Consider the following 14,096-nt stretch of genomic DNA (forward strand, 5'->3'; position numbering starts at 1 on the left):
GGACTAGCAGACCGAGGGCGTTGAGAACTACGAGGGTCTCGAGAAACCCGCACTGGACATCAGTGTGCCAAGTGGCTACACTGACCCTTTGCGCTGCCTGTTAGCTGTTCCCTGCCCGTCACCAGGGGCATGCCCTCACCTGAGCCGGACGACCAGACAATCCCCACCTGGGATTTCTGTCTCTGCGCGCAGGAGAGGAGCCGGTACGCGCGTAGTGAGTCCGAGCCCTCGGAAGGACCCCCTCTTGGCCGCCTCGCGCAACGCCTCGATCGCGAATACGAACAACGCCGCCAGCACCGCCCCGCTGCGCATCTCCTTTGCAAAGATCAGGGAGCCCCTCGAGGTTCCGAACCTTCTCGCGCTGCAAACCGAGAGCTTTGACTGGCTGCTCGGCAACGACGCCTGGAAGGGTCGCGTCGAGGCCGCTCTCGAGTCCGGTCAGGACGTCCCCACCAAGTCCGGTCTGGAGGAGATCTTCGAGGAGATCTCTCCGATCGAGGACTTCTCCGGGTCGATGTCGCTGACCTTCCGCGACCACCGTTTCGAGCCTCCGAAGAACAGCATCGACGAGTGCAAGGACCGTGACTTCACGTACGCGGCCCCGCTCTTCGTGACGGCCGAGTTCACCAACAACGAGACCGGCGAGATCAAGTCCCAGACGGTCTTCATGGGCGACTTCCCGCTCATGACCAACAAGGGCACCTTCGTCATCAACGGCACCGAGCGTGTCGTCGTGTCGCAGCTGGTCCGTTCGCCGGGCGTCTACTTCGACTCCTCGATCGACAAGACGTCCGACAAGGACATCTTCTCCGCCAAGGTCATCCCTTCCCGGGGTGCCTGGCTGGAGCTGGAGATCGACAAGCGCGACATGGTCGGTGTACGTATCGACCGCAAGCGCAAGCAGTCCGTCACCGTCCTTCTGAAGGCTCTCGGCTGGACCACCGAGCAGATCCTCGAGGAGTTCGGCGAGTACGAGTCCATGCGCGCCACCCTGGAGAAGGACCACACCCAGGGCCAGGACGACGCGCTGCTCGACATCTACCGCAAGCTGCGTCCGGGCGAGCCGCCGACGCGTGAGGCCGCGCAGACGCTGCTCGAGAACCTCTACTTCAACCCCAAGCGCTACGACCTGGCCAAGGTCGGCCGCTACAAGGTCAACAAGAAGCTCGGTGGCGAGGCCCCGCTCAACGCGGGTGTCCTGACCGTCGAGGATGTCATCGCGACCATCAAGTACCTGGTCAAGCTGCACGCCGGGGAGACCGAGACGGTCGGCGAGTCCGGCCGCTCGATCATGGTCGAGACCGACGACATCGACCACTTCGGCAACCGTCGTATCCGCAGCGTCGGCGAGCTCATCCAGAACCAGGTCCGTACGGGTCTGGCTCGTATGGAGCGCGTCGTGCGTGAGCGCATGACGACCCAGGACGTCGAGGCGATCACGCCGCAGACCCTGATCAACATCCGGCCGGTCGTCGCCTCCATCAAGGAGTTCTTCGGCACCAGCCAGCTGTCGCAGTTCATGGACCAGAACAACCCGCTGTCGGGGCTGACGCACAAGCGTCGTCTGAACGCCCTCGGCCCGGGTGGTCTGTCCCGTGAGCGGGCCGGCTTCGAGGTCCGTGACGTGCACCCGTCCCACTACGGACGCATGTGCCCGATCGAGACTCCCGAAGGCCCGAACATCGGTCTGATCGGTTCGCTCGCCTCCTACGGCCGCGTCAACGCGTTCGGTTTCGTGGAGACGCCGTACCGCCGGGTCACCGACGGTGTCGTCACCGACGAGGTCGACTACCTGACGGCCGACGAAGAGGACCGGTTCGTCATCGCGCAGGCCAACGCCACGCTCGACGACGACCTGCGCTTCACCGAGAACCGCGTCCTGGTCCGCCGCCGTGGCGGTGAGGTCGACTACGTCCCCGGTGACGACGTGGACTACATGGACGTCTCGCCGCGCCAGATGGTGTCGGTCGCGACCGCCATGATCCCGTTCCTCGAGCACGACGACGCCAACCGTGCCCTCATGGGCGCGAACATGATGCGTCAGGCCGTGCCGCTCATCAAGAGCGAGGCCCCGCTCGTCGGCACCGGCATGGAGTACCGCTCCGCCGTCGACGCCGGCGACGTGGTCCGGGCCGAGAAGGACGGTGTGGTCCAGGAGGTCTCCGCGGACTACATCACCACGACCAACGACGACGGCACGTACATCACGTACCGCCTGGCCAAGTTCTCCCGGTCCAACCAGGGCACCTCGGTCAACCAGAAGGTCATCGTCAACGAGGGCGACCGGATCATCACCGGTCAGGTCCTCGCCGACGGCCCGGCCACCGAGAACGGCGAGATGGCCCTGGGCAAGAACCTGCTCGTGGCGTTCATGCCGTGGGAGGGTCACAACTACGAGGACGCGATCATCCTGTCGCAGCGCCTCGTGCAGGACGACGTCCTCTCCTCGATCCACATCGAGGAGCACGAGGTCGACGCCCGTGACACCAAGCTCGGCCCCGAGGAGATCACCCGGGACATCCCGAACGTCTCCGAGGAGGTCCTCGCCGACCTCGACGAGCGCGGCATCATCCGTATCGGTGCCGAGGTCGTCGCCGGTGACATCCTCGTCGGCAAGGTCACGCCCAAGGGTGAGACCGAGCTGACCCCGGAGGAGCGCCTGCTGCGCGCGATCTTCGGCGAGAAGGCCCGTGAGGTCCGTGACACCTCGCTGAAGGTGCCGCACGGCGAGATCGGCAAGGTCATCGGCGTCCGCGTCTTCGACCGTGAGGAAGGCGACGAGCTGCCGCCGGGCGTGAACCAGCTGGTTCGGGTCTACGTGGCGCAGAAGCGCAAGATCACGGACGGTGACAAGCTCGCCGGCCGTCACGGCAACAAGGGTGTCATCTCCAAGATCCTGCCCATCGAGGACATGCCGTTCCTCGAGGACGGGACCCCGGTCGACATCATCCTCAACCCGCTCGGTGTGCCGTCCCGAATGAACCCGGGACAGGTGCTGGAGATCCACCTCGGCTGGCTCGCCAGCCGCGGCTGGGACGTCTCCGGACTCGCGGAGGACTGGGCGCAGCGCCTTCAGGCGATCGGCGCCGACAGCGTGGCCCCCGGCACCAACGTCGCCACCCCGGTGTTCGACGGTGCCCGCGAGGACGAGCTGACCGGTCTGCTCCAGCACACCATCCCGAACCGCGACGGCGAGCGCATGGTGCTCCCGTCCGGCAAGGCGCCGCTGTTCGACGGCCGCTCCGGCGAGCCGTTCCCGGAGCCGATCTCGGTCGGCTACATGTACATCCTGAAGCTGCACCACCTGGTCGACGACAAGCTCCACGCCCGCTCGACCGGTCCGTACTCGATGATCACCCAGCAGCCGCTGGGCGGTAAGGCGCAGTTCGGCGGTCAGCGCTTCGGTGAGATGGAGGTGTGGGCGCTGGAGGCTTATGGCGCCGCATACGCCCTCCAGGAGCTGCTGACGATCAAGTCCGACGACGTCACCGGCCGCGTGAAGGTCTACGAGGCCATCGTCAAGGGCGAGAACATCCCCGAGCCTGGCATCCCCGAGTCCTTCAAGGTGCTCATCAAGGAGATGCAGTCTCTCTGCCTGAACGTGGAGGTGCTGTCCAGTGACGGTATGTCCATCGAGATGCGTGACACCGACGAGGATGTCTTCCGCGCTGCGGAGGAGCTCGGCATCGACCTGTCCCGGCGTGAGCCGAGCAGCGTCGAAGAGGTCTGACGGGAGTTCGGCAGGGCTCACGACGTTGAGCCCTGCCGGCCCCAGGACCCCCGTATCAGACCCCAAGACTTACAACCCTGAGAGGGATTGACGCATAGTGCTCGACGTCAACTTCTTCGACGAGCTCCGGATCGGTCTGGCTACCGCTGACGACATCCGTCAGTGGAGCCACGGCGAGGTCAAGAAGCCCGAGACGATCAACTACCGCACGCTCAAGCCCGAAAAGGACGGACTCTTCTGCGAGAAGATCTTCGGTCCGACCCGGGACTGGGAGTGCTACTGCGGCAAGTACAAGCGTGTCCGCTTCAAGGGCATCATCTGTGAGCGCTGCGGCGTCGAGGTGACCCGCGCCAAGGTGCGCCGTGAGCGGATGGGCCACATCGAGCTCGCCGCTCCCGTGACGCACATCTGGTACTTCAAGGGTGTCCCGAGCCGTCTGGGCTACCTGCTCGACCTGGCTCCCAAGGACCTCGAGAAGGTCATCTACTTCGCGGCGTACATGATCACGTACGTCGACGACGAGCGCCGGACCCGTGACCTGCCCTCGCTGGAGGCGCACGTCTCCGTCGAGCGTCAGCAGATCGAGAACCGTCGCGACGCCGACCTCGAGGCCCGTGCCAAGAAGCTCGAGACCGACCTGGCCGAGCTCGAGGCCGAGGGCGCCAAGGCCGACGTGCGCCGCAAGGTGCGCGAAGGCGCCGAGCGCGAGATGAAGCAGCTGCGCGACCGCGCCCAGCGCGAGATCGACCGTCTCGACGAGGTGTGGGCCCGCTTCAAGAACCTCAAGGTCCAGGACCTCGAGGGCGACGAGCTGCTCTACCGCGAGCTGCGTGACCGCTTCGGCACGTACTTCGACGGTTCGATGGGTGCCGCGGCGCTGCAGAAGCGCCTGGAGTCCTTCGACCTCGACGAGGAGGCCGAGCGTCTCCGCGAGATCATCCGTACCGGCAAGGGCCAGAAGAAGACCCGTGCGCTCAAGCGCCTGAAGGTCGTCTCCGCGTTCCTGCAGACCAGCAACAGCCCCAAGGGCATGGTGCTGGACTGCGTACCGGTCATCCCGCCGGACCTTCGCCCGATGGTGCAGCTGGACGGTGGCCGCTTCGCGACCTCCGACCTGAACGACCTGTACCGCCGTGTGATCAACCGGAACAACCGCCTGAAGCGCCTTCTCGACCTCGGTGCGCCCGAGATCATCGTGAACAACGAGAAGCGCATGCTCCAGGAGGCCGTGGACGCCCTCTTCGACAACGGTCGTCGTGGTCGCCCGGTCACCGGTCCCGGTAACCGCCCGCTGAAGTCCCTCAGCGACATGCTGAAGGGCAAGCAGGGTCGATTCCGTCAGAACCTGCTCGGCAAGCGTGTGGACTACTCCGCGCGTTCCGTGATCGTCGTCGGTCCGCAGCTGAAGCTGCACCAGTGCGGTCTGCCGAAGGCGATGGCACTGGAGCTCTTCAAGCCGTTCGTGATGAAGCGCCTGGTCGACCTGAACCACGCGCAGAACATCAAGAGCGCGAAGCGCATGGTGGAGCGCGGCCGCACGGTCGTGTACGACGTCCTCGAAGAGGTCATCGCGGAGCACCCGGTGCTGCTGAACCGTGCGCCCACCCTGCACCGTCTCGGCATCCAGGCCTTCGAGCCGCAGCTGGTCGAGGGCAAGGCCATCCAGATCCACCCGCTCGTCTGCACCGCGTTCAACGCGGACTTCGACGGTGACCAGATGGCCGTCCACCTCCCGCTCTCCGCGGAGGCGCAGGCCGAGGCCCGCATCCTGATGCTGTCCTCGAACAACATCCTGAAGCCCGCCGACGGCCGTCCGGTGACGATGCCGACCCAGGACATGGTCCTCGGTCTGTTCTTCCTCACCACCGACGGCGAGCTGCGTGACACCAAGGGCGAGGGCCGCGCGTTCGGCTCCACGGCCGAGGCGATCATGGCGTTCGACGCCGGTGAGCTCGCGCTGCAGTCGGCGATCGACATCCGCTTCCCGGTGGGCACCATCCCGCCGCGCGGCTGGACCCCGCCGGCCCGCGAAGAGGGCGAGCCGGAGTGGCAGCAGGGTGACACCTTCCGCCTGCGGACGACCCTGGGCCGCGCGCTCTTCAACGAGCTGCTGCCCGAGGACTACCCGTTCGTCGACTACTCGGTGGGCAAGAAGCAGCTGGGCGAGATCGTCAACGACCTCGCCGAGCGCTACCCCAAGGTCATCGTGGCGGCGACGCTCGACAACCTGAAGGCGGCCGGCTTCTACTGGGGCACCCGTTCCGGTGTCACCGTGGCCATCTCGGACGTCGTCGTGCCCGAGGCCAAGAAGGCCATCGTCAAGGGCTACGAGGAGCTGGACGAGAAGGTCCAGAAGCAGTACGAGCGCGGTCTGATCACCAAGGAAGAGCGCACGCAGGAGCTCATCGCGATCTGGACCAAGGCGACCAACGAGGTCGCCGAGGCGATGAACGCGAACTTCCCCAAGACGAACCCCATCTTCATGATGGTTGACTCGGGTGCCCGAGGAAACATGATGCAGATGCGGCAGATCGCCGGTATGCGTGGTCTGGTGTCGAACGCGAAGAACGAGACCATCCCGCGTCCGATCAAGGCCTCGTTCCGTGAGGGTCTGTCCGTCCTCGAGTACTTCATCTCGACGCACGGTGCCCGTAAGGGTCTGGCCGACACGGCTCTGCGTACCGCCGACTCGGGTTACCTGACCCGTCGTCTGGTGGACGTCTCGCAGGACGTCATCATCCGCGAGGAGGACTGCGGCACCGAGCGCGGTCTGAAGCTGCGGATCGCCTCGCACGACGAGGCCGGCGTGCTGCGCAAGGCCGAGGACGTCGAGACCAGCGTCTACGCCCGCATGCTCGCCGAGGACGTCGTCATCGACGGCAAGGTGATCGCGCCGGCCAACGTGGACCTGGGCGACGTGCTCATCGACCAGCTGGTGCGCCACGGTGTCGAGGAGGTCAAGACCCGTTCGATCCTGACCTGTGAGTCCCAGGTCGGCACCTGCGCCATGTGCTATGGCCGCTCGCTGGCCACCGGCAAGCTGGTCGACATCGGTGAGGCGGTCGGCATCATCGCCGCCCAGTCCATCGGTGAGCCCGGTACCCAGCTGACGATGCGTACCTTCCACACCGGTGGTGTGGCCGGTGACGACATCACCCAGGGTCTGCCGCGTGTCGTCGAGCTCTTCGAGGCCCGTACCCCGAAGGGTGTCGCCCCGATCTCCGAGGCCCAGGGCCGCGTGCGGATCGAGGAGACCGAGAAGACCAAGAAGATCGTCATCACGCCGGACGACGGCAGCGACGAGACGGCGTTCCCGATCTCGAAGCGCGCCCGACTTCTGGTCAGCGAGGGCGAGCACGTCGAGGTGGGCCAGAAGCTCACCGTGGGTGCCACCAACCCGCACGACGTGCTGCGCATCCTGGGTCAGCGTGCCGTCCAGGTCCACCTGGTCGGCGAGGTCCAGAAGGTGTACAACTCGCAGGGTGTGTCGATCCACGACAAGCACATCGAGATCATCATCCGGCAGATGCTGCGCCGGGTGACGATCATCGAGTCCGGCGACGCCGAGCTGCTGCCCGGCGAGCTCGTCGAGCGCTCGAAGTTCGAGGTCGAGAACCGTCGTGTGGTGCAGGAGGGCGGTCACCCGGCCTCCGGTCGTCCGCAGCTCATGGGTATCACCAAGGCCTCGCTGGCCACGGAGTCCTGGCTGTCGGCGGCGTCCTTCCAGGAGACGACCAGGGTGCTGACGGACGCGGCGATCAACGCCAAGTCCGACTCCCTGATCGGCCTCAAGGAGAACGTCATCATCGGTAAGCTCATCCCGGCCGGTACGGGTCTGTCCCGCTACCGCAACATCCGGGTCGAGCCGACCGAGGAGGCCAAGGCCGCGATGTACTCGGCCGTCGGCTACGACGACATCGACTACTCGCCGTTCGGCACGGGCTCCGGCCAGGCCGTTCCGCTGGAGGACTACGACTACGGTCCGTACAACCAGTAAGGCGTACGTCTGAAGTACTGAAGGGCGGCCACCCCGTTGCGTACGGGGTGGCCGCCCTTCGGCATGTCCGGACACGACCTAGCGGCCGGTCAGCTCCCAGGCGGTGACGGCGACCGTCGCCACGGCGGCCAGGGCGCCGATGCTGGCGAGCGGCCAGCGGGAGCGTTCCAGGGCGTCGAGGCGTTGTTCGTGGTCGGCGATCTGTTTGTCGGTCTGGTCGCTGCGCTGGACCAGCAGGGCGAGTGAGCCGTCGACGCGGGCGAAGCCGGCCTCGACGGTGCCGCGCAGCCTTTCCAGTTCCAGGGCCACGGCGGCCGGGTCGGAGAAGGGTTCGTTCACGCGTCGCTCGTTTCGCTGGGCTTTCCGCCGGCCGGGACGTCCGTGCGCAGCCACGAGGGCAGCAGGGTCTGTACGGCGGGCAGGGCCATGACCCTGGTCACGCCGCCGGCGGCGGTGAGCGCCGCGGCGACCCAGGGCAGGGTGCCGGGAATGCCGGCGGCGTGGACGACCGCCGGAAGCAGGACGCACAGGCCGACAGCGGTCTGGAGGACGGTACGGAGGGTGCGCTTGGCGGCCTCTGACATCGGGGGGCCTCGATTCTCAGGAGCTGTAGGGGACCTTGAGCGCCGCCCAGGACGTGGCGCCCGGCCAGCCGTCGGCGGCGGAACCGGTGTAACCGAGCTTGCGCTGCCACTTGGCGTAGGAGAGCCGGTCGGCCTCGGTCCACTGCGGGCCGGGCCCCGAGGCGTAGGCGGAACAGCCGACGGCGACCAGGCGCCTGCCCAGCGCGGTGACGATCGCCGACTTCGGGTTCTTCCGGAACCAGGCGGCGCCGGGGAAGGGCTGGTACCGCGGCTCGCTCGTGCCGGCGCCCGTACCGGTGCCCGGGGTGGTGGGCTTGCCCAGCCGGGCGGTGACCCTGGTGCGGAAGTCGGTCATCGCGAAGCCGCGCGGGTCGATCTTCTTGTTCGTCCACTCCTTGTGGCCGATCACGGAGGCGGCCGACCAGCCGTGGGCCCGGCACAGCGCGGCGGAGGCGCGGACCATGGCCTCCAGCTGGACCGCCGGCCAGGGGTCCTTGCCGTCGCCGAGGTTGACGCACTCGAAGCCGTAGAAGTGGACGTTGCCGTCCGTGTCGTTCTCGTCGGGCGCGGGCAGTGCCTTCTCGGCGATGACGGCGCGCAGGACGTCACCGTCGCCGCTTCCCGCGTGGTTGGCGCGACCGTTGCCGACGAGGTGGACCGTGCCGTCCTTGGCGATCACGCCGTGGCAGAGCGGGCCGGGCAGGGCGGAGTGGCCGTCGAAGCACATACTGACGCTGTTGCTGGTGCCGGAGGTGACGGTGTGGTGGATGACCACGCCGTTGACCGGTCCCCAACTTCCCTTGTGGTTACGGTTGTTGGTGCGCCAGCCGGAATGCTCGACGACGCTGACGCCCTCGGCCCGCAGTGCGGACACGAGGGCGTCGGCCGAGAGGGGGTTGGCCATGGTGGTGCCTTCCGAGGAGGGTGCGGGCATGAGAAAACCCCGGCCGGCGGGGGAGCGGCTCGGGGTGGCGGGGGTGGCGGCGAGGGCCGTTCTTCTGTCGGTGCGGTGCCCTCAGACCATGGCGGGGTCGTCGGCGCCGGTGCCGGTGGTGGCCGCGGTGAGGGTGCCGGTTTCGGTGGCTGCCTCGGCGGCCGGGTCGGCGGCGGTCTCGGGATCGGCCTCGGTGGCCGGGTCCGGTTCGGTCGCGGGGTCCGGAGTGGTGCCGTCGCCGTCACCGTTCTCGGCGCCGTCGTCCGGCTGCCACCGGGCGCAGAGGGCGACGTACGCCGCCGCGTTCGTCGCGAAGTCGGTCAGGGCCGCGGCGACCGCTTGCCGGACGGCCGTCGGGTCGGGGACGACGGGGTCCGCGCCGACGGGCATGACCGTGATGCGGCCGGTGCCGCGCAGGACCGCGCCGCCCTCCCCGGTCTCGGTGAACTGGGCGGTGACGTTGACCGGCGAGTAGGTCCCGCTGATCGAGTCGGGGCCGATGACCGAGCTGAGGCTGGTGTCGGAGACGTTGACGTGGATCGTGTGGCCGCTCTCGGTGAGGGTGGCCCGGCCCGCGTAGTCGATCACGAGGCCCCAGGGCTGGGTGGGGTCGATGTCCATGGACGCGCTGCCTTTCTGTGGTGTCGGGGTCAGGTCTGGCGGCCGTGCATGAGGACCGGGGTGGCGTAGACGGTGCCGGAGGCGCTGGTGACGATCGCCTGGACCTCCACCTTGAGCGTGGTGGTGTACACGGTGGAGAAGGTGGTGCTGATCAGGTCCGTGTAGTCGAATTCGGTGCCCGCGGCGACCGTGGGGCCCCACTGGGCGCTGTTCACCAGCACCCGGACCTGGCCGGCGGCGCCGGAACTGGCCGCGGTGTTCAGCCGCAGGCGCATCTTCGGCTGCCAGACCGGGTTGTACGACATCGCGATCGTCGCCCAGGCCGTGGAGGTGGTCTGCGGCCAGCGCGTCTGCGCCGCATCCTGCGGGGGCAGCATGGCCAGCCAGGGCCGGGCCAGCCCGCCGCTGTTGACGTCGTCGGAGAAGATCTCCCGGTTGCCGCTGTCGTAGATCCGCAGCGGCTGGAGCGAGTTCGCGCTGCCGTCCCCGTTGAACAGGGTCATGGCGAGGCTGCCGGTCTGGCGGTGGATCTCCAGGCCGTACTCGGCGTCCTTCCAGGAGCCGACCCGGAACATCGTGTCGGTGCTGCCGGGCCGCTGGACCAGCAGGGTGCCGCCGTCGGTGACCTTCAGGGTGCCGTCCTTGATCTCCACCTCGCCGCCGGTGATCGTGTTGAGGGCGGGGCGGGTGTTGACGGCGGTGGACAGCTGCTGGATGCGGCGTTCCATCTGGGTGAGCCGGTCGATGATGTCTTCGGGGAGCTGGGGCATCAGGCCTCCTCCAGGTAGAGCTCGGCGGTGTCGGGGCGGCCGCGCTGGGCCGGGCTGACCTTGACGCCGATGATCCGGTAGCGGGCGTCCAGGCCCTCGGTCCACCACTCGTCGGCGATCCGGAGCCGGACGGTGCGGCCCAGCAGCGCGGACGGCACCAGGTCGTCGAGGCGGACGCTGATCTCGGGGATCACCACGGCGCCGGTGCCCTCGGCGAGCTCGGCGTTGGCCAGGGACCGCAGGATCGTCGTGCTCGCGATGTCGTTGTGGTCCGAGGCGAGGTCGATCCGCGGGTAGCCGACCTCGATCAGGGCTCGGCCGTCGGGGATGTCGGCGTCGGCGAACAGCGGGCGGGACTCGACGGCCTGGTTGGTGTTGTCCGTGGCGCCGCGGGCCCGGGCGGTGGTGCCGCCGCGGGTGGCGTCGCGCGGGAAGGTGTACGACAGGATCGTGCCGGGCCGGTCCATGACCAGGTCGGTGCTGCCGGTGGTGATCTTCGGGCTGCCCAGCCGCAACCGGCGCACCCGGGTGCCGGTGACCGGGTCGCGGTAGACGGCGATGTAGTGCTCGAAGCCGTTCTCCAGGGCGGCCAGGGCGTCGATCGCCTCCAGATAGACGGTCTCGTCGCCGTCGCGGTACGACACCGCGCGCGACCGCCCCGAGGTCTCGGTCCCGTACGTGACGCCGATGTCGCCGCCGGTCGGGGCGGGCGGCGTGCCGTCGTCGACGAGCTCGCCGGTCTGGAGGTGCCGCCACAGGCGCCGTGCCACCTCCAGCTGGTCGTCGCTCCCGGAGAACGTGAGGTCCTGGCGGATACGGCGGCGGCCCGCGTACGACTCGAAGGTGGCCGCCTGGATGCCGAGGGTGAGCACGCCCCGGTCGTCGCTCTGGAGGGTGGACGTCCAGATGATGCCGCCCCACCACAGGTCGTTGCCGCGCTGGAGGTAGACGGAGGTGCGGCCCTCCTCGATGCGGCGGACGCGCGCGGCCATCTCCGCGTTGGGGACGGGCACGGTGCCGGAGAGGGATCCGGCCCTGCCGATGTAGTCGTCGACGGTGACGTCCCGCAGGGGCAGGATGTCGATGGTGTCGTCGGTGCGCAGATCGCAGAAGATCGCGCGGTAGGGGGTGGTCGTGGTCATACGGCGGTCAGCTCCCAGGGCCGGTGTCGGTCGGCGCTCACAGCACGAAGCAGGCGGAGAAGCGCAGGACGTTGCCCACCGCGATGACACCGCTGGTCGACCAGCTGACGAGCTGGACCGAGCCGTCGGCGGCGATCCGGACGGCGCCGTCGGCGTATCCGTCGCTGGCGCAGGCGTAGGTCTCGATGACGGGACGCCAGCCGGCGGGCAGGGCGCACATCAGCTCGTCGGCGACGTTGCCCGGACTGGTGGTGCCGGCGGCCGTCGCGGTGAGGGCGCTGGTGGTGCGGGTGAGGCCGACGGAGAACGAGCACACACCGCGGGTGCGGCGGGCGCCGAACCACGACAGGGACCAGTTGCCCTGGGCGGTGAGGCCGGCCGTGGTCGTCTCCACGACGAGCGGCGGCTGGTAGTCGGCCCAGGCGGTGCCGGACCAGCGCTGGAACACGCCGTTCAGGTCGCGGTACTGGCCGGGGTACGCGCCGTTGGAGGCGTCGGTGGTCACCGGGAGGATGCCGCCGACACCGACCGTGGCGGTGCGGCGGCCGACCAGCGCCGTGGCCCAGGCGATGCCGCCGGTGCCCGCGCTCGCCTTGGCCGGGACGGTGACCTCGTACAGCGCAAGCGACAGGCCGGGCGCCGCCGGTACCGCCGGGGCGGCGGCCGGGATGCCCGGGACGATCTCGACGACGGCCTCGCTGCGGCCGGAGCCGTCGTAGGCGTCGTCGTAGATCCGCAGGACGAGCAGGTCCACGCGCTGGTACTGGGCGTCGCCGTCCGCGAACGTCACGGGCAGGTACTCGGTGCTGGCGACCGGGTAGGCGCCCCTGGCGTCGGTGCTCTGGAGCACGGCACGGCCGGGGCTGACCGTGGCGGACATGCTGTTCGCCGTGCCGCTGAGCGTGAAGCCGGAGATGCGGTAGGCGCCGTCGGAGGAGCCCGGCAGGACACCGGAGCGGGTGGCGACGGGCGAGGTGGGGGTCAGGGCGCCGAGCGAGACGAGTCGGGTGTCCTCGCGGGACTGGCTGTCGGGGGAGAGCCATCCGGAGCGCACGGGCATGGTCGACTCCTTTCGGGGAGACGTGCGGGAGCGGGCCGCCGGTTCAGGCGATCGGGTCGACGCGCAGGAAGATGGTGTCGAACGCGCAGGTGAAGGTCGCGTTGCTCGACCGGTGCATCGCGGTGACGGTGTAGGTCGAGCCGGCGGTGAGGGAGGCCAGGCGCAGCTGGGTCGACGTCGACTTGGACACGGCGCCCGAGCCGGACGCGGCCCGCTCGTCGTCCGCCGCCCAGATCACCGTGGAGCCCAGCGTGACCTGCGGCGACATGTGCGCCTGCGCGGTCTCGCCGCCGGAGGACATCCGGGCGCCCAGGCTGATGATCACGGCGCCGGACGGCGGAGCGGTGAAGTTGAGCGTGAGCGCCGTGACGGCCGTGGAGGCCAGGGCGGCCGTGTACGTCGTCGAGGCGGTGGTCCCGGCGTCCAGTGACTGCGCGAAGACGGGCCCCGGCACGGCCGGCTGCCAGGCGCTGCCGTTCCAGCGCTGGAGCTGGCCGAGCGTGGAGTCGCGGTACTGGCCGACATAGCCGCCCGTGGTCAGCACCCCGGCCGGGACGAGCCCGCCGACGCCCTTCGGGTAGGACACCCAGGCCGTGGAACTCCAGCGCTGGAGCGTGTCGTTGACGTCCCGGTAGTGGCCGGGGTAACCGCCGGGAGCGGTGTCGTCGGAGCGGGTCGGCAGGATGCCGCCGAGCGGGACGGTGGTGGGGCGCAGATCGACGCGGGCGCTGTCCCAGTCGATACCGCCGCTGCCGGCGCCGGCGTTCTTGGCCACGGCGACGGTGAACAGGACGAGGGAGGCGTCCGGGGCGGCGGGGGCCACCGGGGTGGCGGCCGCGGCGCCCTTGACGATCTCGACGACGGCCTCGGTACGGCCGGACCCGTCGTAGTCGTCGTCGTAGATCCGCAGGACGACGAGGTCGACGCGGCCGAACTGGGAGTCGCCGGCGTCGAAGGTGAGCGGGACCGGTTCGGTGACGGCGACCGGATAGGCGCCGCGGGCGACGGACGTCTGGACGACGGCCCGGCCCACCCCCACGGTGGCGGTCATGCCGCCGGTGGTGCCGTTCAGCCAGAGTCCGGTGACCCGGTACAGGCCGTTCTCGGAGCCGGGCAGGACACCCGAGCGGCCCTTGATGTCGCTGACCGGGGCGACCGCCCCGATCTGGGTGACCCGGGTGTCCTCCCGGGTCTGGCCGTCGGGCGACAGCCAGGCGGAACGTACGGCCATGATGGTTCCCTTCGTCAGGTGGCCGGG

General features: G+C 68.9%; 10 protein-coding genes. 2 read left to right on the forward strand and 8 right to left on the reverse strand.

Features of this window, described 5'->3' with window-relative positions; all coding sequences use genetic code 11:
* Positions 1–244 precede the first annotated feature (244 nt).
* Together rpoB and QF030_RS25110 are read left to right on the forward strand one after the other, a co-directional pair.
* Entirely contained in the window at positions 245–3,730 is a 3,486-nt protein-coding gene (rpoB, locus tag QF030_RS25105) for a DNA-directed RNA polymerase subunit beta (protein WP_307164889.1), read from the forward strand.
* A gap of 97 nt (positions 3,731–3,827) precedes the next feature.
* Entirely contained in the window at positions 3,828–7,727 is a 3,900-nt protein-coding gene (locus tag QF030_RS25110; protein WP_054238758.1) for a DNA-directed RNA polymerase subunit beta', read from the forward strand.
* A 78-nt stretch (positions 7,728–7,805) separates the two neighbouring features.
* On the opposite strand, the gene QF030_RS25115 is transcribed toward QF030_RS25110, so the two are convergent.
* The 8 genes from QF030_RS25115 to QF030_RS25150 all read right to left on the reverse strand — a co-directional run bounded on the left by QF030_RS25115 (position 7,806) and on the right by QF030_RS25150 (position 14,069).
* Positions 7,806–8,066 carry a hypothetical protein gene (locus tag QF030_RS25115; protein WP_307164890.1) on the reverse strand — a complete coding sequence of 87 codons (261 nt, stop codon included), beginning with the start codon at positions 8,064–8,066 and terminating at the stop codon, positions 7,806–7,808.
* Entirely contained in the window at positions 8,063–8,311 is a 249-nt protein-coding gene (locus QF030_RS25120; protein ID WP_307164891.1) for a hypothetical protein, read from the reverse strand. Before QF030_RS25120 ends, QF030_RS25115 begins: the two co-directional genes overlap by 4 nt.
* 16 nt (positions 8,312–8,327) lie before the next feature.
* Positions 8,328–9,215 carry a peptidoglycan-binding protein gene (locus QF030_RS25125; protein ID WP_307167685.1) on the reverse strand — a complete coding sequence of 296 codons (888 nt, stop codon included), beginning with the start codon at positions 9,213–9,215 and terminating at the stop codon, positions 8,328–8,330.
* 111 nt (positions 9,216–9,326) lie between these two features.
* Entirely contained in the window at positions 9,327–9,866 is a 540-nt protein-coding gene (locus QF030_RS25130; protein WP_307164892.1) for an ATP-binding protein, read from the reverse strand.
* A gap of 29 nt (positions 9,867–9,895) precedes the next feature.
* Positions 9,896–10,636: a hypothetical protein gene (locus QF030_RS25135; RefSeq protein WP_307164893.1), complete on the reverse strand. Its 741-nt coding sequence runs from the start codon at positions 10,634–10,636 to the stop codon at positions 9,896–9,898.
* Positions 10,636–11,778, reverse strand: coding sequence for a hypothetical protein (locus tag QF030_RS25140; protein ID WP_307164894.1), 1,143 nt, complete (start codon positions 11,776–11,778; stop codon positions 10,636–10,638). The genes QF030_RS25135 and QF030_RS25140 overlap by 1 nt, the downstream gene beginning before the upstream one ends.
* Before the next feature lie 37 nt (positions 11,779–11,815).
* Positions 11,816–12,838 carry a hypothetical protein gene (locus QF030_RS25145; RefSeq protein ID WP_307164895.1) on the reverse strand — a complete coding sequence of 341 codons (1,023 nt, stop codon included), beginning with the start codon at positions 12,836–12,838 and terminating at the stop codon, positions 11,816–11,818.
* A gap of 43 nt (positions 12,839–12,881) precedes the next feature.
* The gene (locus QF030_RS25150; protein WP_307164896.1) at positions 12,882–14,069 is read right to left on the reverse strand and encodes a hypothetical protein; all 1,188 of its coding nucleotides are present in this window, start codon (positions 14,067–14,069) and stop codon (positions 12,882–12,884) included.
* Between the last annotated feature and the right edge of the window lie 27 nt (positions 14,070–14,096).

The organism is Streptomyces rishiriensis (assembly GCF_030815485.1).
Lineage (GTDB): Bacteria > Actinomycetota > Actinomycetes > Streptomycetales > Streptomycetaceae > Streptomyces > Streptomyces rishiriensis_A.